Annotated in this window: 17 protein-coding genes and 1 pseudogene; 11 read left to right on the top strand and 7 right to left on the bottom strand. The window is 62.4% G+C overall.

Annotation, left to right across the window (positions count from 1 at the left end; all coding sequences use genetic code 11):
• Positions 1-8: 8 nt before the first annotated feature.
• Both FFM81_RS30770 and FFM81_RS30765 read right to left on the bottom strand, forming a co-directional pair.
• On the bottom strand, positions 9-683 hold the full coding sequence (locus tag FFM81_RS30770) for a GntR family transcriptional regulator (protein ID WP_138385806.1): 675 nt from the start codon (positions 681-683) through the stop codon (positions 9-11).
• Positions 684-721: 38 nt separating this feature from the next.
• Positions 722-1,390: a GntR family transcriptional regulator gene (locus FFM81_RS30765; RefSeq protein WP_097534414.1), complete on the bottom strand. Its 669-nt coding sequence runs from the start codon at positions 1,388-1,390 to the stop codon at positions 722-724.
• 494 nt (positions 1,391-1,884) lie between these two features.
• Between FFM81_RS30765 and FFM81_RS30760 the strand changes: the two genes are divergently transcribed.
• The 3 genes from FFM81_RS30760 (at position 1,885) to FFM81_RS30750 (ending at position 4,092) form a co-directional block, all read left to right on the top strand.
• Entirely contained in the window at positions 1,885-2,715 is an 831-nt protein-coding gene (locus FFM81_RS30760; RefSeq protein ID WP_003563445.1) for an MBL fold metallo-hydrolase, read from the top strand.
• Between the two features lie 115 nt (positions 2,716-2,830).
• The gene (locus FFM81_RS30755) at positions 2,831-3,205 is read left to right on the top strand and encodes a GFA family protein (RefSeq protein ID WP_138385807.1); all 375 of its coding nucleotides are present in this window, start codon (positions 2,831-2,833) and stop codon (positions 3,203-3,205) included.
• Between the two features lie 17 nt (positions 3,206-3,222).
• Positions 3,223-4,092, top strand: coding sequence for an alpha/beta fold hydrolase (locus FFM81_RS30750; RefSeq protein WP_173883897.1), 870 nt, complete (start codon positions 3,223-3,225; stop codon positions 4,090-4,092).
• An 11-nt stretch (positions 4,093-4,103) separates the two neighbouring features.
• Here FFM81_RS30750 and FFM81_RS30745 read toward each other — a convergent pair whose 3' ends face one another.
• Positions 4,104-4,853 carry a polysaccharide deacetylase family protein gene (locus tag FFM81_RS30745; protein WP_138385809.1) on the bottom strand — a complete coding sequence of 250 codons (750 nt, stop codon included), beginning with the start codon at positions 4,851-4,853 and terminating at the stop codon, positions 4,104-4,106.
• On the bottom strand, positions 4,850-5,944 hold the full coding sequence (locus FFM81_RS30740; RefSeq protein WP_138385810.1) for a glycosyltransferase family 4 protein: 1,095 nt from the start codon (positions 5,942-5,944) through the stop codon (positions 4,850-4,852). Before FFM81_RS30740 ends, FFM81_RS30745 begins: the two co-directional genes overlap by 4 nt.
• A gap of 180 nt (positions 5,945-6,124) precedes the next feature.
• Here FFM81_RS30740 and FFM81_RS30735 point away from each other — a divergent pair, with 180 nt between their 5' ends.
• A complete protein-coding gene (locus tag FFM81_RS30735) occupies positions 6,125-7,843 on the top strand; it encodes an adenylate/guanylate cyclase domain-containing protein (RefSeq protein ID WP_138385811.1) in 1,719 nt (572 codons plus the stop codon).
• Positions 7,843-8,721 carry an FkbM family methyltransferase gene (locus tag FFM81_RS30730; protein ID WP_138385812.1) on the top strand — a complete coding sequence of 293 codons (879 nt, stop codon included), beginning with the start codon at positions 7,843-7,845 and terminating at the stop codon, positions 8,719-8,721. Before FFM81_RS30735 ends, FFM81_RS30730 begins: the two co-directional genes overlap by 1 nt.
• A gap of 339 nt (positions 8,722-9,060) precedes the next feature.
• On the opposite strand, the pseudogene FFM81_RS33395 reads toward FFM81_RS30730, so the two are convergent.
• Both FFM81_RS33395 and FFM81_RS30725 read right to left on the bottom strand, forming a co-directional pair.
• A pseudogene (locus FFM81_RS33395) lies at positions 9,061-9,195 on the bottom strand (RDD family protein); the annotation flags it as partial.
• Between the two features lie 92 nt (positions 9,196-9,287).
• The gene (locus tag FFM81_RS30725) at positions 9,288-9,767 is read right to left on the bottom strand and encodes a class I SAM-dependent methyltransferase (RefSeq protein ID WP_138385813.1); all 480 of its coding nucleotides are present in this window, start codon (positions 9,765-9,767) and stop codon (positions 9,288-9,290) included.
• A gap of 124 nt (positions 9,768-9,891) precedes the next feature.
• Here FFM81_RS30725 and FFM81_RS30720 point away from each other — a divergent pair, with 124 nt between their 5' ends.
• Positions 9,892-11,067, top strand: a complete 1,176-nt coding sequence (locus tag FFM81_RS30720; protein WP_138385814.1) for a DUF3095 domain-containing protein — start codon at positions 9,892-9,894, stop codon at positions 11,065-11,067.
• On the opposite strand, the gene FFM81_RS30715 is transcribed toward FFM81_RS30720, so the two are convergent.
• Positions 11,057-12,394 (bottom strand): nucleotide sugar dehydrogenase, encoded by a 1,338-nt coding sequence (locus tag FFM81_RS30715; RefSeq protein WP_003563472.1) that lies wholly within the window; start codon positions 12,392-12,394, stop codon positions 11,057-11,059. The genes FFM81_RS30720 and FFM81_RS30715 overlap by 11 nt on opposite strands.
• Positions 12,395-13,180: 786 nt before the next feature.
• Here FFM81_RS30715 and FFM81_RS30710 point away from each other — a divergent pair.
• The 5 genes from FFM81_RS30710 (at position 13,181) to FFM81_RS30690 (ending at position 20,649) form a co-directional block, all read left to right on the top strand.
• Complete coding sequence (locus FFM81_RS30710) at positions 13,181-14,524, top strand: adenylate/guanylate cyclase domain-containing protein (protein WP_025419029.1); 1,344 nt, start codon at positions 13,181-13,183, stop codon at positions 14,522-14,524.
• A gap of 154 nt (positions 14,525-14,678) precedes the next feature.
• Positions 14,679-16,568, top strand: a complete 1,890-nt coding sequence (locus tag FFM81_RS30705) for an ABC transporter ATP-binding protein (protein ID WP_003563476.1) — start codon at positions 14,679-14,681, stop codon at positions 16,566-16,568.
• Complete coding sequence (locus FFM81_RS30700; RefSeq protein WP_025419030.1) at positions 16,568-18,475, top strand: ABC transporter substrate-binding protein; 1,908 nt, start codon at positions 16,568-16,570, stop codon at positions 18,473-18,475. Before FFM81_RS30705 ends, FFM81_RS30700 begins: the two co-directional genes overlap by 1 nt.
• Positions 18,476-18,478: 3 nt before the next feature.
• A complete protein-coding gene (locus tag FFM81_RS30695; protein WP_003563480.1) occupies positions 18,479-19,477 on the top strand; it encodes an ABC transporter permease in 999 nt (332 codons plus the stop codon).
• Positions 19,477-20,649 carry an ABC transporter permease gene (locus FFM81_RS30690; RefSeq protein WP_003563482.1) on the top strand — a complete coding sequence of 391 codons (1,173 nt, stop codon included), beginning with the start codon at positions 19,477-19,479 and terminating at the stop codon, positions 20,647-20,649. The genes FFM81_RS30695 and FFM81_RS30690 overlap by 1 nt, the downstream gene beginning before the upstream one ends.
• Positions 20,650-20,698: the final 49 nt, after the last annotated feature.

Genomic DNA, 20,698 nt, shown 5'->3' with positions numbered 1-20,698 from the left:
GAGCCGCTTTAAAGAATTCGGCTGCTCTTCAGCACATGCTCGACGCCGCTTTGAACGTGCCGTCTGACCACCTCGGTGGCGCCGGCGACGTCACGTCGAATGGACAGTTCGAATAACAGCCTGTGGTCGTCGACGACAGGCCTGCCGCGAAAGCTTTCGGCCAGCATGTGGTAGCGAAGAAAGCGGTCGAAGACGGACGAGAGTGTCGCCATCAGCGTCGCTGAATTGCAGGCCGAGACGATCGCTTGATGAAACTCCCAATCGTAGCGGACCCAATCGACGGTGCGCGAGACGTCGCCCGCCAGCAGCTTGCGCTCAGCGGCAGCCAGACGGTGATGGGCAGCGACGATGCGCCCTTCCCATTCGAGATTTCCGGCAGCGAAGGCAAGGCCGATTGCATGCGTTTCAAGAACGATCCGCAGGGCGGCAAGCTCCAGCAATTCCCGCCGCGACGCGGGGCTGACTTCGAAACCACGCTGCCCTTCGGCGACGACGAGGTTCTCCGTGGTCAGGCGGCTCAGAATTTCGCGCAGCGACGAAATGCCGATGGAATATCGCTCCTTCGCCTGCTCCAGCTTGATCTTCGCCCCCGGCGGCAATACCCCAGATATGATATCCTCGCGGATCTGCCGGAAAACGATATCGCTGACCGTTTCGGCCGGGTCGTGGACTTGTTTGAGCATGGCTTTTCCTGGTGTGATGGCCCGACGAGCGTCCGCTGTCATTTCAACGTTCCCCGCGCCAAGGCATGTTCGACCCCGCCTTGAATATGGAAGGCAAGCACCCGCTTGGCGGTCTCCGCATCCCGCCGCAAGGCCGCATCCAAAAGCTGTTGATGTTCGTCGGCGGCGACGTCGCCGCGGTAGGACAGGGCAACCATCTGATATCGCAGATATTTGTCGAAGATGACCGAGTGGGTCTGCATCAGCAGTTTCGACCCGCAGGCGGAAATCAGCGCCTGGTGAAACTCCCAGTCGTAACGCTTCCAGTCCTCGGCCCGGCTGGTATCGCCGGATGCCATGACCTTTTCCATCCGCGCCAGTTTGTAGTGGGCCGCGACCAGCGGCGCCTCCCATTCCACGTCTCCACGCGCAAGTGATTGCTCCAAGGCATGGCTCTCGAGCAGCAGCCTCATGGCCGCCGTCTCCTCGAGGTCGGAAACCGACACAGGCGAGACTTCGAACCCCTTCTGTCCTTCGGCAACGACAAGCCCTTCGGAGGAGAGCCGGTTCAGCACCTCGCGCAGCGTACTGATGCTGGTCTCGTAGGACTCCTTCAGGCTTTCCAGCTTGAGTTTTTGAGCGGGCGCCAGCCGCCCGAAAATGATGTCGGCGCGAATGCGCCGGTAACTGCTCTCGGCGATGGTCTCGTTCACGACAGGCTGCAGCATCACCGAGTCTCTTATATTTCTCATATCATCCGATATATCGCTTTTCGCCGACGCCGATCAAGGAAACATTCGTGCCAGAACGAACACAATTTTCTCATATGATACCGGGGTCTCCGGTTGAGGCCGGGATGAAAAATCCGTCCACGCCCCGCGAACGGAGCCAGTGGCTGCAGGGCGTTCTCGAGACCTTGACGCGCGCAGTGACAGTGGATTCGGGCCTAGAACGGCGGCAATTGTTTTTTCAATCGCGCGCAACCATCTAATAGGCATGAGTTACGGGAAATGTCCCCGCCCCAGCAGCCCGTTTACCGAAAACCAACCATACTGGGTTGCTTTCCGACGCGAAAGCCGATTGCTTAGGAAAATCTACTCCTTCTTCCGCTAGCGGTTAGGAGAATGAAAGGGGACACAGGCAAACCCGTGAAATTCTGCTGCTTCGCATCGGGATAAACTATGATTACGATGGCGATGCGGGAAGGCCGGTTTGAAGAAAGATGACGATAGAACTGTTTCAGGTAAAATTTTGGGGCGTCCGCGGCAGTATTCCCGTTTCGGGCCCCGAGTTCGACCGCTACGGCGGTAACACGTCCTGCATCGAAATTCGCTGCGGAAAACACAGGATGATCTTCGACGCGGGCTCCGGCCTGCGCGAGGCGGGCCTGTCGTTGCTCGCCGACGGCGTCAGCGATGTCGACCTGTTCTTCAGTCACTGTCACTACGACCACATCATCGGTCTGCCCTTCTTCAAGGCGATCTATTATCCCTCGATCAACGTCAACATCTGGTCCGGCCATCTCGACGGCAAGATGAGCACGCGCGAAATGGTCGAGCAGTTCATCAGCCCGCCCTGGTTTCCGGTCAAGACCGACATCTGCCAGGCGACGATGAACTTCCGCGACTTCCATCCCGGCCAGGCGCTGACGCCCCACGAGGGCATCGAGATCAAGACCTTCATGCTGAACCACCCGGGCGGCGCCATCGGCTACCGCATCGAATGGCAGGGCCGTTCGGTCGCGCTGATCTACGACATCGAGCATATTCCGGGCGCTTACGACCCGGTCTCGCTGGAGATGATGCAGGGCGCCGACCTCGTCGTCTACGATTGCACCTACAACGAAGACGAGATGCAGCGTTTCAAGGGTTTCGGCCACTCGACCTGGCAGCACGGCACCGAACTGGCAAAGATCGCCGGCGCCAAACGCTTCGCCCTGTTCCACCACGCCCCCTCGCGCACCGACGAGCAACTGGCGGAGATGGAAGCCCAGGCCCAGGCCGCCTTCCCCGAATCCTTCGCCGCCCGCGACAATCAGACCGTTGTGATCTGATCGCTGCAGGCCGCTTTTGCCGGCTGCTGTGGCCCGCGCAGGGGCTTCTTGCGGAACCGATCCCGGGCCAGACCGTTTTCCCGGCATCGCAAGAATGTCGAAACGGGTATCAGCCATGAGCGTAATTTCCGGACAATGCCTTTGCGGGCAGGTGCACATCTCTGTTCGCGGCGAGCCCTTACGCGTCGGTATCTGTCATTGCATGGACTGCAGGAAGGAAAGCGGTTCGGCCTTCACCTTCTATGGAATCTGGCCCGCCGGCCAATTTGAGCACACGGGGGAAACCCGCGAGTTCAAAGGCCGGCATTTCTGCACCGGCTGTGGTTCACGGCTGTTTTCCGTCGATGACGAGGAGGCGGAAATCAAGCTCGGCATCCTATCCGAGGCGCCAACGCCGCTTGTTCCGGGCTATGAACTGTGGATCAAACGCCGCGAACCGTGGCTGCGGCCGGTCGAGGGCGCCGCGCAGCATGAGGAAGACCGAAGATGAGCGGCGGCGGGCCTGCGATGGCCGCCCTCGTTCGGCATCGCCGCATCACAGTCGCGGGCGTCGAGACCTTTTATCGCGAAGCCGGGCGGCACGATGCTCCGGTCTTGCTGCTGCCGCACGGATATCCCTGCTCCTCCTATGAATTCCGCAATCTCATGCCGCGGCTTGCGGACCGCTGGCGGCTGATTGCGCCGGACTTCCCGGGTGCTGGCTATAGCGGCACGCCTGACGATTTCGACTACAGCTTCGATGGCTACGCCGCCTGGCTGGAGGCCTTTGCCGGCGCGCTGGAGATCGACCGCTTCGCCCTCTACCTCCACGATTTCGGTTCGCCGATCGGTGCCCGGCTGGCCATCAAGGATCCGAAGCGCATCGTGGCGCTGATCATCCAGAACGGCGATATTCCTTATGAGGATGCCCTCGGGCCGAAATATGCGGATATCGAGGCGACGTGGGCGCTTCCGCGAGCGGAGATGAGGAAGTTGCTGGCCGAGACGATCAGCGAGGAGGTCTTCCAAGAGGAATTTCTCAACGACCTGCCGCCGCACCTTGCCGACGCCATCCCCCCCGATCTCTGGAAGCTGCATTGGTCGCTGATGACACCGCGGCGCAAGGAAATCGCCATCGATCTGATCGCCGGGCTGAAGGAGAACCGGGCCTGGTTTCCGCAACACCGGAAATACCTCAGCGAAAACAAGCCTCCGACCTTGATCGTCTGGGGGCCTCACGACCACTACATGCCGGAAAAATCGGCGCGAGCCTATCTCCGCGATCTGCCGGATGCCGAACTGCATCTGCTCGGCGGCGGCCACTGGCTGCTCGAGACGCATCTGGGTGATGTCGCAGCGTTGATGCGAGACTTCCTCGGGCGTGTTCATGCCGGCTGATTGCTGCTGCTCTAACGCTCGAGAAGTGCCGACGCCGGCAACCAGCGGACGGCGGGATGGCTCGTCACCGCAAACAAGGCCGACAGGAAATCCCAGGCCGCGGCATCATGCACCAGATGGTGGGCGAGCACGCCGATTGGCTCGTCGCTGCCGGCAAACCGGTCGCTGAGCTCCACCACCAGCTCTGCCACCAGCTCCTCTTCGGCTCGGCCGCCGCGCGTGCCGTGCCAATCGATGATGTCGACATGGGTGTTGAGAAGCGGTATCGGCCCGCCCTGCTTTGCCCGCCCATAGACCGAGAGCCCTGCAAAGCCAAGATCCGGCAGTGCCGGGATGAGGGCGGCGTCGATCCTGTTCCACGGCGGCACCAGCACCGGCAGGAAGCGGGCCGGATAGAGCCCCTGCAGCAGCCGGAACCCGTCGCCCAGCTCGCCGAGCACGATTTCCGCCGGCCGCTCGGCCCCCAGTTCCTGTTTTTTCCGCTCCGGCCCGGCATGGTTCCTATGCGACCAGCCGTGCACCGCGACGCTGACACCTGCTTCCTCCGCCAGCCGCGACGCCAATGCTTCTCCGGTCAGGCCGGGAATGACGGCGAGCGTCAGCGGGACCGCGTTGTCACCGGTCGATGCCAGCAGTGTCTCCAGATCAGGCGTCGGTTCGATCGCATCGTCGTCCCGCAGCCAGAAGCGGGCTACGCGGCCGGCGGCCTGCCAGCGATCGAGTTCGCGGCGCAGCGGCTCCCAGCTCTTGCTGTCGGTCATCTCATCGCTCCTGTTGCTGCATAATCCCACAAAATTCCGTCCAGCCGCTCGGCCGCCGTCGCCAGCGAGCGCTCCTCGAGCACGAAGCGCCGCGCCGCCTGCCCCATGGCGTCGCGCCTTTCCCGGTCGTCCAGCAGGGCAGCCACGGCCGCGGCATAGGCGGCGACATCACCATCCCTTGTCAGCAAGCCGGTCACCCCAGCCTCGACCACGGCGGGCACCCCCGCCGTTTCCTGCGCGACGACAGGCAGACCGGCGGCCTGGGCCTCCAGATAGGCAAGGCCGTAGGCCTCACCGCAGCCCGGCCAGACATAAAGGCCGCCGCGCCCAAGCAGGCCGGCGATTTCAGCCGCATTCCGCTCGCCCAGCCACTCGATGCGGCCCGCGGGGAAACCGGCAAACAGCGCCTGCACCTCGTGCCGCATCGGACCATCGCCGATGACGGCAACCGTCCAGGGCCGGTCTTCGATCAGCCGCAGCGCTTTTGCCAACATCGCATAACTGTCCATCTTGTCGCCGGCACGCATCATCGCTACCGTCATCAGTTGCAGCGGATCGGGGGCCGGCGACACGCTCGCGAACAGCGCCGTGTCGATGAAGGGGTTCAGGCGGGCAAGCCGCGCCTGCGGAAAGGCGGCCGAAAGGCCCGCCTGGTCGCGCTCGGTGAAGCTGATATTGACCGCCGCCTTCAGGATCGCGTCGCCGACGCGCTTCTGTTGGGCGGCCCAGCCGGTTCGGTCGCGTTTTGCCGCGTAGGAGGCTTCGGCCGTCACATAGGGAATGGCGAATTCGGCCGAAATCACCGGCCCGAAAGAATCGGGCGATTTGTAATAGAGGTGGTAGCTAAACCAGAGCTCGGGCAGCGGCCCGGAAGACCATTTTTCCCGCAGCCGCTGCAGCTCGGCGCGGATCGCCGGTTCGAGGGCGGCTGCCGCCTCCGGTGTCGCGGCATAGCTGCGGAATTCGGAGATCACCTCGACCTCGTGGCCGGCAATCTCCAGCGCCCGGATCAACAGCCGCGCCATCAGCCGGTCGCCCGACGGCACCGGATGGTTCGGCGATTTCATCGGCGCGTAAAAAGCCACCCGCATTCACGACCCTCACGTAAAGACACAGTGTTTCCACCCGGCATGCCCGCTGGCGCAACTCCGCTATTGTCCAATTCCCGAAAACTTGCGCATAAGCATATGGAATGTGATCGCGCTGGAAGCAATTCCGCCTCCTTCTCAATTTCTATGGGCCTGCGGTTGCATCGACAAGAACGGGAATGAATGACGACGGCCTCAGTCACAGGGATTTTTTCGGAGCGCTTGATCAGAAGGGCAAGGCTTGGTTCCGGCCTCGTCATTTTCGTCTTCGTCCTCATGCATTTGTCGAACCATGCGATCGGCCTGATTTCAGTCTCCGCCGCCGATAAGGTCGCCCGCCTGTTCATGGCGATCTGGCGCAATCCTCTCGGCACGGCGATCTTCTATTCGTCGGTTCTGGTCCACATCGCACTGGTGCTGCGCGCCATCTATGTCAGACGCAGCCTCGTCATGCCAAAGGGCGAAATGGCGCAGATCGTGCTTGGTCTGATGATCCCGCTGCTTCTCATGGATCATGTCATCGGCACACGCATCGCCCACGAGCTCTACGGCTATGTCGACGACTACGAGACGGTCGTCAGTACGCTGTGGATCAGGAACCCGGCAAACGGCCTGCGGCAGGGGCTCGGTGTTATCGCCGTCTGGATCCACGGCTGCATCGGCCTGCATTTCTGGCTGCGCTATCGCCCCTGGTACCCGGACTTCGCGCCGCTGCTGCTGGCGCTGGCGATCCTCGTGCCGGTTCTGTCGCTGCTCGGCTTCGTCGAAATGGGCCGCACGCTCGCCGACCCATCCTACCAGCAGGCCGTCGCCAACAGTCCTTACAAGGCGACCGTCAACAGCCACTTCGCCTCCAACCCCGAGGTTCGCCGCGAAGTTGCCGAGATCCGTGCCTTGCTCTACGGCGCATTCTCGCTGTCGCTGCTGACGGTCGTCGTCGCCCGCGCCCGGCGCAAGCTGAAGGAGCGGCTCGACCAGGTGGCCGTGCATTATCCGGGCGGCGAGGTAATCCGTGTGCCGCGCGGCTTTTCGGTGCTGGAAGCAAGCCGGCTCGGCGGCCTGCCGCATTATTCCGTTTGCGGCGGCAAGGGCCAGTGCTCCACCTGCCGCGTGCAGATCCTCGGCGATTACGAAGGCCTGCCCACCCCCGACAAAATGGAACAGACGACGCTCCGACGCATCAATGCCGGCGCGGATGTCCGGCTTGCCTGCCAGCTTCGCCCCGACCGCGACCTCGCGGTCGCGCCGTTGCTCGTGCCGGCGGTCGAAGCCGCCCTTCCCGCCAACAGCCAGGAGACCAGCCCTGGCCGCGAGCGCGAGATCGCCGTGCTCTTCGTCGATATCCGCCATTTCACCACGCTGACCGAAACCCGCCTGCCCTTCGACGTCGTCTTCCTGCTGAACCGCTATTTCGCCATCATCGGCAAGGCGGTGGAACAGGCGGGCGGCCGGCTCGACAAATTCATCGGCGACGGCGCCATGGCGCTCTTCGGCCTCAATACCGCGCCGGAACAGGCCTGCCGCCAGGCGCTCACCGCCGCCGCGGCAATCGTCGCCGAGATCGAGAAACTCGCCGCCGAACTCGCCGAGGAACTGGCGCTTCCGCTGCGCATCGCGATTGGCATTCACACCGGCCCCGCCGTCGTCGGCACGATGGGCTACGGGCGGGTGCGCAGCATGACGGCGATCGGCGATACCGTGAATGTCGCGAGCCGGTTGGAAAGTGCGGCCAAGGAATTCGAAGCGGCGATCGTCATCTCCGAGCCGGTGGCAAACCTTTCCGGCGCCGATCTTTCCGGCATCGAGAGTCGCGAAATCAATGTGCGCGGCCGGGCCCTGCCTTTGAAAGTCTATGTCATCCCGCGAGAGAAAGCGGCAGCACCGCTCGAAGGAAAAGACTGATGCCCGGCAAACCGTGGCTCACCACCAAATACTGGAGCCGCCGGCTGCGCAAGGCGCGCAACAGAGCCGCCTCGCGTTTCTTCGACACCCGCTTCGGCCGCCGGCTGCTGATCGAGAATATCGGCCCGCGCGTCGTCTCGATGACGGTCGATGCCGGCGATCATCTGATGACCTTCTCGCCCGCCGACTATATCGGCCGCAAGGTCTTCCGGAAGGGCCATTTCGAGCGCGCCGCCGTCGACCGGCTGATCGTCATCCTGCGCGAGCGCGGACTGCTCAGAAAGGATGCGACGCTGCTCGAAATCGGCGGCAATATCGGCACCCAGACCGTCTATTTCGCGCTCAGCAACACCTACGCCCATGTTGTCAGCGTCGAGCCCGACCCACGCAACTTCCCGCTGCTTGAACGCAACATCCGCCAGAACCGGCTGGAGCAAAAGGTCCGGCTCCTCAATTGCGCCGCCGGCGAGCACGAAGGCGAGATCGATTTCTTCCTCAACCTCAACAATCACGGCAAAAGCAGCGCCATCCGCCAGAGCCCGACCGACAGGAAGATCAGCGTGCCGGTAAAACCGGTCTCCGAGATCCTCGCCGACCTTTCGATCGATCCCGCTTCGATCGGCCTGGTCTGGATGGATATCGAAGGCTACGAGCCGGTCGCCTGCCGCTCGATGCAGCCGCTGCTTGCCCGCCGCGTGCCGCTGCATATGGAATTCACGCCGCTGTTTTATGGGCCAGAGGGCACGAAGGCCTTCATATCGATGCTGTCAGGATTCTACGAGGATTGCCTCGTGTTGTTCGAGGATCGCGAAGTGGAGATGAAGGTACGGGATCTGCCGGGGGAGTTTGAGCAGTATAATGTGCTGTTTTTGCCGTAGGCTTACATCCTGAAAACGGATCGTTGACGTCGCTTTCTCGACGGCAAGGCTAGATCGATCAGCGAGCGCGACATCGAACATAAATCTTTCGATCCGCGGCAACGCCCCTAGTATCAATCCGCCGGTAGTTTGCGTTATTCGGCAATCTCGACGTAAGTGGATCGCTCCTCAATGCTGCAGACATAGACACTGTGATGGCCCTAGTCTCCGATCCAAAATTGGTCAACATACCGATCAGTCGCAAGCCAGGCTGAAAACCAGACGATATGCTCCAAGAGGCAGCATAGCCATCTGAGATTAATTTCCAATATCCGGTCTCGCCCTCATATTCGCTCCACCTCAAACAAGTTTCTTCGCCTCTGCTCGCGCGTGCTCGTGATACTTATTCTCCCGCAGCATCCCAAACAGCCTCAAGCTCTCCAGGTGCTCGCGCTGGGCGCGGTCGAAGCCGTTGAGGAAAAGAATCACACGCCCAACACCGGGTCGAGATGAGAGCGCATTTCTTGCCGGGCGCCCCACGGAAGATGCGGGAGCGAAAAGAACAAAGAATGGCTGCGCCTAATCGCTTATGTCCTGCGATACAAAAAATAACGCCCTTCCTTGATCCCCTCCGGCAGCGGCAGCGCCACCAGTTGCGCATGCTCCAGCGGCAGGCCGCTGACGGCGATGCCGTTTGGGGCAAGCACGCCGGCCATCAGTTGCGGCAGCCAGGTCAGCGTCACCGCGTCGATCTCATCATGGCCGGTGCCGATATCGGCATGGGCAAGGGCGGCACCAATGCCGAGGAAGGCCTGGCCGGACTCGCGGATATTGCCGGTCACCATGTCCTCTGCATCCGGTGTCGAGGCCGAATAGGAGCGGACCTCCCAGTCGAAGGCGACGATGCGGCGGCCGGGAAAATTTTCGCGCAGGTGATCATAGGTGCGGCCGTTGCCGAGGCCGAATTCCAGCACCGGCCCCTCGATTTCGCCGACCAGATCGATGATCGCGTTCAGAATGTCGCGTTGGGCCGTCAACCGGCGAATGAAGCTGTCGAGGCGGCTCATCTAATCCGTATCCGTGATGAAAAATCGTCCGCGGGTGCTAACACATGAAACCTTGCCAAGTCGATTGCCGTAAATGGGAAATGGCGTTGCAGTGGCAACATGGGTCTGTGCTAAGGTCGATGACATGAAAACCGTGACCGACGAAGAATTCTTTGCCGCCGTGCCGCTGTTCAGCGCCTTCGAGGGCGTGACCGATGCCGCCAACTATCGGCCGCTGCCCGAGGGATGGGTGCTGGCGCTTGCTGACATCGTCGGCTCGACGCAGGCAATCGCCGGCGGCCGCTACAAGGACGTCAACATGGCGGGCGCCAGCGTCATATCGGCGGTGTTGAATGCCGTCGGCAAGGGCGACTATCCCTTCGTCTTCGGCGGCGACGGCGCCCTGATCGCGCTTCCGGGCTCGCTGGAGCAGGCGGCGCGCGATGCTCTCGCCGCCGTGCAGGTCTGGGTGGAGGAGGATCTCGGCCTGATGCTGCGCATCGCCATCGTACCGGTCACTGACACCCGCGCCGAAGGGCTCGACGTGCGGGTCGCGCGATATTCCGCCAGCCCGCATGTCACCTATGCGATGTTCTGGGGCGGCGGCACCAGCTGGGCGGAAAGACAGATGAAGCTCGGCCGTTACGCCGTCGAGCGCGCGGCGGCCGGAACCCGCCCGGATCTGACCGGCCTCTCCTGCCGCTGGAGCCCGATCGAAGCCGAGAACGGCGAAATCGTCTCGATCATCGCCGTGCCCGGCGAAGGCCGGCCGGGTGAAGAATTCCGCGCCCTCGTCAACGGCATCGTCGCCATCACCGCCGAGCAGAACCGCGGCAGCCATCCGGTGCCGGCCAACGGCCCGAAATTCGCCTTCTCGCTGAAGGGCATCAATCGCGAGGCCAAGGCTACCGCGCCGGCCGAAAGGCGGCTGCGGCAGAAGCTCATCATCGTCCTGCAGCTTGCCATCACCGTGGCATGCTACAAGCTCGGCATCCCGCTCGGCCGCTTCGATGCGCGCCGCTACAAGAGCGACGTCGCCGGCAATTCCGATTTCCGCAAATTCGACGACGGGCTGAAGATGACCGTCGACGTCGATGCCGAGCACCTGAAACGGATCGAGACGCTGCTGGAAGCGGCGCAGGCCAAGGGCATTGCCCGCTACGGCCTGCATCGCCAGGCCTCGGCGCTGATGACCTGCTTCGTGCCGACGCCGATTTCGCGCGACCACATGCATTTCATCGACGGCGCATCAGGCGGCTATGCCGTCGCCGCCAGCCGGATGACCGGCAAATCGCTTTCGGCTGTTTCCGTCACGCCTTGATGACTTGGTCGGCCGAAAGTCCAAGCCGGTTGAAGACGTTGCGCGTATCGACGATCAGCGCAGCGCTTTCTGCGAGCGCAGCATAATCGACGCTGTCATGGTCTGTCGCGACCAGCACCGCATCGTAGCCGGCAATGGCCTCCGGCGTCAGCGACACCGATTTGCGGCCCTTCAGCGCCTGGTATTCCCGCGTCGGCGGAATTTCGGCAACGAAGGGATCATGGTAATCGGCGCGTCCGCCGCGTTCCTCGATGATCTCGATCAGCCGCAGCGACGGGCTCTCTCTTATATCGGCAACGTTCTTCTTGTAGGCGAGCCCCAGCACCAGCACCCGGCTGCGGCTCAGCGCCTTGCCTGCGCGGATGTCGAGCGCTTCGGCAAGCTTGCCGACGATATAACGCGGCATCGCCGAATTGATCTCGCCGGCGAGCTCGATGAAGCGGGTCGGCAGCTCGTATTCGCGCGATTTCCAGGTGAGGTAGAAAGGATCGATCGGGATGCAATGGCCGCCGAGGCCGGGGCCGGGATAGAAGGGCATGTAGCCGAAGGGCTTGGTCTTGGCCGCGTCGATCACCTCCCAGACATCGATGCCCATCGCCGCATAGACGGTCTTCAGCTCGTTGACGAGGGCGATGTTGACAGAACGGAAGATGTTTTCGGTAAGCTTCACGGCCTCGGCCGTCGCATTGGACGAGACCGGAACGACGGTCGAGACCGCCGCACCGTAAAAGGCCTTCATCAGCGACAGCGCGTCGGCGCCATCGCCGGCGACGACCTTTGGAATGGTGGCGGTATGATAATGCTGGTTGCCGGGATCCTCGCGCTCCGGCGAGAAGCCGACGAAGAAATCGGCGCCGGATTTCAGCCCAGTTCCTTCGAGGATCACCTTGACGATATCGTCGGTGGTGCCGGGATAGGTGGTCGATTCCAGCACGACGAGCTGACCGGGGCGCAGATGCTGGGCGATCGAGCGCGACGTCGCCTCGACGAAGGAAAGGTCGGGATCGCGATGTTTGGTCAGCGGCGTCGGCACGCAGATGATGATGACGTCGCAGGCCGCAAGGCCGGCGAAATCGGTCGTCGCCTGGAAGCGCCCTGCCTCGATCTCGGCGGCAAGTGCTGCATCGCTGACCGCGTCGATATAAGAGCGGCGGGCATCGAGCGCCACCATCTTGCCGGGATCGATATCGAAGCCCGTGACCGCAAAACCGCTGCGCGCCACCGCCATTGCCAGCGGCAGGCCGACATAACCGAGCCCGATGACGCCGGCACGCGCCGCGCGGGTTTCGATCTTCTGCAAAAGCGTGTCGAAGGTGGAGATGGCCAAGGCGGGATCTTTCAAACGGAAAAGAGGAAGCTGATCTAGTGCATGATCCGAGCAAATTAAACCCGGCTCCTCTTTTCCCCAGCGGTGCTACCCCTGTTTACGCCAATGGCTACTCACCGGCTACGGTCACCTCGACCTGGGTCGGTGCCCGTAGAGCTGATGAAGGTGCCGGCAAAGTTCACGTAAAAGTCGCAGCCGCACCCGGTATTTTCGCTGCCTTGCTCCAAAAGCCACCCCACACTCCGTCGTCCTCGGGCTTGATTCGAGGACCCACGCCGGCTCCACACCGGCAGAAAGCATGGATCCCAGGCTCAAGGCCTGGGATGACGGAGTATGGGGTCTGTTTCTGCCAAACTTCGACGTCGGCGCCCGCCTCCATTCGTCGGCCCAGGCGGGCCACGTTTCTCCACCCCAGCCCGCAGCCTTAGAGCGGGCGAGGGTTGGTCTCGCCGATAACCCACATCGAAAACCCCTTAGCCGGGTGTGGCCAAAATGCCCCGCCGCCACCCTTTGCTGCAACTTGAGCGCACAAAAAAATCCACGTCCCATTGTTTCGCATTTGCAGCATCCCTATTTTGACTTTGATAATGAACACCGTGAAAGGACTACCCGTCCGATCTCCGCCCGGGGAGCAGAGGGGTGCTGCTGTCGGGCTCTCGGCAGATCGTTGACAAATAATACCGCTCGTACATGCTGATTTCCTTTTGACCTGCGCATGACAATGTGCCGGCCGGGGGATTTTTGGCTCTTGGGGATGGGCGTGCCTTAATGAGGATCATACCGAGAATGAGCACGATCGAATCCAGCGTGTCGTCCATCCTGTTGGATCGGGTTGCTGAATGGCTGACCAATTCTTCGCTGGCTGGAGACGAGCTTGAAAATATCGTGCGCGGCTTCTGCGAAAGGCTGGCGGCCGCCGGCCTGCCGATCGCGCGCGTGCATCTGACCTTTTCGATGCTGCATCCGCTTTATGACGCGCTGAGTTTTACCTGGCGGCGCGCCAGCGGCGTCACCATCGAGGGCTTCCGCATGCCGGCAGGGCAGAAGCCGGACCGTTTTCTGCAGAGCCCCTATTATTACCTCCTCGACAACAATCTGCAGCACATCCGCCGCCGGCTGATGCAGGAAGGTCCGGCCGAATTCCCGATCTTCGAAGACCTGCGCAAGGACGCCATCACCGATTACCTCGCCTTCGTGCAGCCCTTCGGCGACGGTTCGGTGCAGGGCATGATGGGCTCGTGGTCAACCGACCATCACACCGGCTTTACCGACGACATGATCGACGCGCTGCTCAGGATGCAGAACCATCTGGCGGTCGCCGCCAAGATGGCGGTGCTCGGCAAACTCGCCAACAACATGCTGACCACCTATCTCGGCGGCGACGCCGGCAAGCGGGTGCTGAACGGCCAGATCCGCCGCGGCGACGGCGAGACGATCCGCGCGGCCCTCGTCATGGGCGACATGCGCGAATCCACCATGTATGCCGAAAAGGAAGGCCGCCAGGCCTATATCGACACGCTGAACCAGTTCTTCGACGCGATCGCCGCGCCGTTCAACCGCAATGGCGGCGAGATTCTGAGCTTCCTCGGCGACGGCTTCCTCGCCGTCTATCCCTGCGGGCGTCACAAGGACCCGTCGAAAATCGCCTGCGAGGCAGCGCTGTCCGCCGTCCATCAGGCGCAGGCGCGGGTCGCCGAACTCAACAGGGATCGCGAGGCGAAAGGCCTCAGCAAGGTCGGCTATGGCATCGGCCTGCATGTCGGCAACGTCATGTTCGGCAATGTCGGCCTGAAAGACCGGCTGACCTTCTCCGCCTTCGGTTCGGCGGTCAACGAGGTGCAGCGGCTGCAGATCCTGACCAAGAAATACGGCCGCGAGGTCGTCGCCAGCCAGGCCTTCGCCGGTTATTGCGGCGGCGAATGGACGACGCTCGGCGAAGAGAAGCTGCGCGGCATCCGCCAGAAGGTGACGGTGCTGCAGCCGCGGGCGCCGGCCCCCGAGATCAACGTCGACCAGGGCTTCCGCGAGGCGGTGCAGAACGGGCTTTCCGAAGCCGAGCAGGTCATTCTCCTGCACCGGGACGCGAAGAAAAACGTCGAGCGCACAACCACGGAGAAGTTCATCCAGTAAATCCTCGAACGCCTGCTCTGAATCTGCGCGTCTCGTCTGGGGAACTTCGGCGAGATGTGGCGGTTTTCCTTTGATTGTCATCTGCTAGACACCCCGTTTGCGGTACGATAGTGTGCCTTAAAGGGAACACAGAAGACTGGGGAATTTCATTGGTATGGCGTCTGCAGCCGATTTGTTGCGTATTGAAAATCTCGACGTCTCCTTCTCGGTTTTCGGCGACCGGCTACGCGTCGTAAAGGAAGCCAATCTTCGCATCCTTCCGGGCAAGGTAACCGCGCTCGTCGGCGAATCCGGCTCCGGCAAATCGGTGATCAGCCAGTCGGTGATGGGCATCCTGCCCAACCCGGCCAGAGCCTCCGGCCGCATCCTGTTTACCGATCCGCTCGACGGCAGCACCACCGATATCCTGTCGCTGCCGCGCGACAGCGAAGAGATGCGCGATCTGCGCGGTAAGCGCATGGCGACGATCTTCCAGGAGCCGATGACCTCGCTGTCGCCGCTGCATACCGTCGGCAACCAGATCAGCGAAGCGCTTTTGATCCATACCGAGATCGACAAGCAGGAAGCGCGTGAAAAGACCGAGGAAATGCTCGGCCTCGTCGGCTTTACCAATCCGCACCGCACCTACGACATGTATCCGTTCGAACTGTCCGGTGGCATGCGCCAGCGCGCCATGATCGCCATGGCGCTGATCTGCAAGCCGGCGCTATTGATCGCCGACGAGCCGACGACGGCGCTCGACGTAACGATCCAGGCGCAGATCCTCGAATTGCTGCGCGACCTGCAGGCCAAGCTCGGCATGGCGATGCTGCTCATCACCCACGATCTCGGCATCGTCGCCAACATGGCCGACGAGGTGGTCGTCATCTATCACGGCGAGATCATGGAAGCCGGCCCGGTCGAGGCGATCTTCCGCAATCCGCAGCACCCCTATCTCAAGGCGCTGATGGCCGCCGTTCCGCATTTCGACATGAAACCCGGCGAGCGGCTGAAGGCGCTGCGCGACGTGCCGGTCAATCTCGAGACGCTGGTCGGCAAGAAGAAGCCGCTGCAGGCCGAAGCGCCGGGCACGCTGCTTTCGGTCGCCAACCTCTCGAAGACCTACAAGACGCGCAAGCGCAGTCTGCTCGGCAAGCAGGAAGCCGCCATCGTGCACGCCGTCGACGATGTCAGCTTCGACATCCGCCGCGGCGAGTGTCTCGGCCTTGTCGGCGAATCCGGCTGCGGCAAGACGACGCTCAGCAAGATCCTGATGCGCGCCGTCACACCCGACAGCGGCGCGGTGGTATTCAACGACGGCAAGGACGTGATCGACGTGCTGTCCGTGCGCGGCGAAGCCCTGCAGGATATGCGCACCAAGATCCAGATGGTGTTTCAGGATCCGGTCTCCTCGCTCTCGCCGCGTATGACGGTGCGCAATATCCTCAGCGAACCGCTGGAGATCCACGACCGCGGCGACAGCGACGAGCGCAAGCGCAAGGTCGAAGGGCTGATGGCGGCGATCGGCCTCGACAAGCGTTATCTCAGCCGTTACCCGCACAGTTTTTCCGGCGGCCAGCGCCAGCGCATCGGCATCGCCCGGGCGCTTGCACTCGGCCCGAAACTCGTCATCCTCGACGAGCCGGTCTCGGCGCTCGACGTCTCCGTCCAGGCGCAGATCCTCAACCTGTTGAAGGACCTGCAGAAGGAGCTGGGGCTGACCTATCTGTTTATCTCGCACAATCTCGCCGTCGTCGATTATATGGCTGACCGCATTGCCGTGATGTGCAAGGGCCGGATCGTCGAGATCGCGCCGCGCGAGATCATCCTGCGCGATCCGGTGCATCCCTATACGAAATCGCTGCTTGCCGCCGTCCCCTTCCCCGATCTCGACCGGCCGCTCGATTTCAAGGCGCTGCGCGAAAACGGCGCCGCCGACAAACAGAACTGGGGCGCGACCTTCACCGCCGAGCATGACGACGCCTCCGAGCTTGCCTATGCCGATCTCGGCGATGGCCATCTGGTGCGCGCCCGCAAAGGCGCCGATGCCAGGGAGTTGCGCTGATGGTGACGCGTCGCATTTTTCTGGGCGGTCTCGTCGGTGCGGCGATCGCACCGGCCGTGCTTCGGGCCGAACAGGCCGGCGAGCCGGAGTTTCTCAAGGAGCGGCTGACCTCGGGCAGCCTGCCGCCGATGGCCGAGCGGATTCCCGCCCGCCCGCGCATCGTCAACCTGAAGGAGATGGGGCTTGCACCCGGCAGCTACGGCGGCACGGTGCGCACCATCATCGGCAGCCAGCGCGACATCCGCTTCATGACGATCTACGGTTATGCCCGTCTGATCGGCTACGACAAGCACCTGCAGTTCCAGCCTGATATTCTCGCCGATTTCCACTCCGAAGACGACACGGTCTTCACCTTCACGCTGCGCGAGGGCCATAAATGGTCGGACGGAGAGCCGTTCACGGCCGACGATTTCCGCTACTGGTGGGAAGACGTCATCCTGAACGACAAGCTGACGCCCGGCGGCGGCGCGCTGGAGTTGCGCCCGCACGGCAATCTGCCGCGCTTCGAGGTGCTCGATCCGCTGACGGTGCGCTATAGCTGGGACAAACCCAACCCGATGTTCCTGCCGACGCTCGCCGGCCCCATCCCGCTCGTCATCGTCGGGCCGGCACATTATCTCAAGCAGTTCCACAAGAAGTTCCAGCCCGACCAGGCGAAGATGGAACAGATGATGCAGGCCAGCCGCGTCAAGAAATGGCAGGACCTGCACATCAAGATGGCCCGCTCCTACCGGCCGGAGAATCCCAACCTGCCGACGCTCGATCCCTGGCGCAACACGACGCCGCTGCCGGCCGAGCAATTCGTCTTCGAACGCAACCCGTTCTTTCACCGCGTCGACGAGACCGGCAGGCAGCTGCCCTATCTCGACCGGTTCATCCTCAACGTCTCCTCCTCGTCGATCATCGCCGCCAAGGCGGGTGCCGGCGAGGCCGACCTGCAGGCGACCGGCATCGACTTCAACGACTACACCTTCCTCAAGGAGGCCGAGAAGCGCTTCCCGGTAAAGGTCAATCTCTGGAAGGTGGCGCGTGGCTCGCGCATCACGCTGCTGCCGAACCTCAACTGCGCCGACGAGGTATGGCGCCGCCTGTTCCGCGACGTGCGCTTGCGCCGCGCCTTGTCGCTGGCGATCGACCGGCACGAGATCAACATGGTCGCCTTCTATGGCTTGGGCACGCCGAGCGCCGATACCGTCCTGCCGGACAGCCCGCTGTTCAAGCAGGAATATGCCGACGCCTTCGTGAAGTTCGATGCCGACGAAGCCAACCGCCTGCTCGACGAGGTCGGCCTGACCAAGCGCGGCGACGACGGCATAAGGCTGCTGCCGGACGGGCGGCGCGCCGAGATTACCGTCGAAACCGCCGGCGAGAGCAATCTCGATACCGACGTGCTGGAGCTGGTGCACGATCACTGGGCCAATATCGGCCTTGCGCTCTATACCCGCACCTCGCAGCGCGACGTCTTCCGCAACCGCGCCATGAGCGGCTCGATCATGATGTCGATCTGGTACGGCCTCGACAATGGCGTTCCCACAGCCGACATGTCGCCCTCGGGACTGGCGCCGACCCTCGACGATCAGCTGCAATGGCCGCTCTGGGGCATGCATTACCTCTCGGCCGGCCAGGAGGGCACGGCCCCCGACCTGCCGGAAGCGGCCGAACTGGTCGACCTGCTCAAACAATGGGGCTCGACGGCGAAATTCGAGGAGCGCCAGGTGATCTGGCACAAAATGCTGTCGCTCTATACGCAGCAGGTGTTCTCGATCGGCCTGATCAACAGCACGCTGCAGCCGATCCTTCGCGCCGCCAAGCTGCAGAACCTGCCGGAGAAAGCGCTCTACGGCTTCGATCCCACCTCCTATCTCGGCATCTACATGCCGGATGCATTCTGGTACAAGGAGGCCTGAGGCGTGCTCAGATATATACTCTGGCGTATGGCCGCCATGGTGCCGACGCTCTTCGTCATTTCGGCGCTGGTTTTCACCATCATCGAGCTGCCGCCGGGCGACTTCTTCGAGAGCCAGATCGCCGAGCTGCGCGCCTCCGGCGAAACCGCCAATCTCCAGGAAATCGAGGAGATGCGCCAGCAATATGGCTTCGACAAACCGGAGATCGTGCGCTATTTCTACTGGGTCGGCGGCATGCTGCACGGCGATTTCGGCTATTCCTTCGAATACCAGATGCCGGTTTCCGACGTGGTCGGCGAGCGCCTGTGGCTGACGATCCTCGTCTCCTTCACAACGATCCTGCTCACCTGGCTGATCGCCTTTCCGATCGGCATCTACTCGGCCACGCACCAATATAGCTGGAGCGATTACGGGCTGACCTTCCTCGGCCTGCTCGGCATCGCCATTCCGAACTTCATGCTGGCGCTGATCCTGATGTATTTCGCCAATATCTGGTTCGGCATCTCGATCGGCCATCTAATGGACCAGCAATATATCTCGGCGCCGATGAGCTGGGAGAAGGCGCGCTCGATCCTCTCCCACCTGTGGATCCCGGTGATCATTGTCGGCACGGCCGGTACTGCCGGCATGATCCGGCGGCTGCGCGCCAACCTGCTCGACGAGATGCAGAAACAATATGTGACGACGGCGCGCGCCAAGGGCCTGCATCCGATGCGGGCGCTGCTCAAATATCCGCTGCGCATGGCGCTCAACTTCTTCGTCGCCGATATCGGCTCGATCCTTCCGTCGATCATATCAGGCGCCGAAATCGTCGCGATCGTGCTGTCACTGGAGACGACGGGGCCAATGCTGATCAAGGCGCTGCAGAGCCAGGACATGTATCTCGCCGGCTCCTTCCTGATGTTCCTGGCCTTCCTCAACGTCATCGGCGTTTTGATCTCCGACATCGCACTCGGCTTCCTCGATCCCCGCATCCGTCTGCAAGGCAGGAGCACCAAATAATGTCGCCCCTTCCCGCACCCGGCGCGCCGCTGCCGCACTACGTTTCGACCGCTCCCTTCGATCCGCACGCGACCGAGACCATGACGGCGGCGCAATCGCGCATCCATCTCGCTTCGCAGAAGCAGCTGATGTGGTGGAAGTTCAAGCAGCACAAGCTGGCCTTGATCTCCGGCATTTTTCTCGCCGCCGTCTACCTGATGATACTGATCGTCGAGTTCCTGGCGCCCTACGGCCTGCATACGCGCAATGTGGATTTCATCCATGCGCCGCCGCAGCGCGTCCATTTCTTCGACAAGGGCGAGTTCGTCGGACCCTTCGTCTACGGTCGCAGCATGACGCTCGATCTCGACACGCTGCACCGTGTCTATACCGACAGGCCGAACGACGTGCAGCCGATCCGTTTCTTCTGCCGCGGCGATGCCTATAAATTCTGGGGTGTCGTCGCCTCGAACTATCATCTGGTCTGCCCGTCGATCGGCGGCCAGATGTTCCTGCTCGGCACCGACCGGCTCGGCCGTGACGTGCTGTCGCGCATCCTCTACGGCGCGCGGATATCGCTGACGATCGGTCTGATCGGCATATCGATCAGCTTCGTGCTCGGCATCGTCATTGGCGGCCTTGCCGGCTATTGGGGCGGTATTTTCGATCTCGTCGTCCAGCGCCTGATCGAAGTGCTGCAATCGCTGCCGAGCCTGCCGCTGTGGATGGCGCTGGCCGCCATCATGCCGGTGACCTGGAGTCCGATCGTCATCTATTTCGGCATCACCGTCATTCTCGGCATCATCGACTGGACGGGGCTGGCGCGCGCCGTGCGCTCCAAGCTTCTGGCGCTGCGCGAGGAGGATTACGTCCAGGCGGCGCAACTGATGGGCGCCAGCACGCCGCGCATCATCGGCCGGCATCTGGTGCCGGGCTTCATGTCGCATCTGATTGCCTCGGCGACGATTTCGATCCCCGGCATGATCCTCGGCGAAACCGCGCTCTCCTTCCTTGGCCTCGGCCTTCGCCCGCCGATCACCAGTTGGGGCATTCTGCTGACCGAGGCAAAAAGCGTCAGTGTCATCGCCTTTTATCCCTGGCTGCTCTATCCAATCATTCCTGTTGTTCTTGTCATTTTGGCGTTCAACTTTCTGGGAGACGGCTTGCGTGATGCGGCAGATCCCTACAAATAGCAGAAAACCCGGCGGCGCCTTCTGGCACCGCCCCCGCCACGTGGCCTCC

The organism is Rhizobium hidalgonense (assembly GCF_005862185.2).
Classification (GTDB): domain Bacteria; phylum Pseudomonadota; class Alphaproteobacteria; order Rhizobiales; family Rhizobiaceae; genus Rhizobium; species Rhizobium hidalgonense.
The sequence above is the reverse complement of the archived record's forward strand: the minus strand, read 5'-3'. Positions and strand labels throughout refer to the sequence as shown.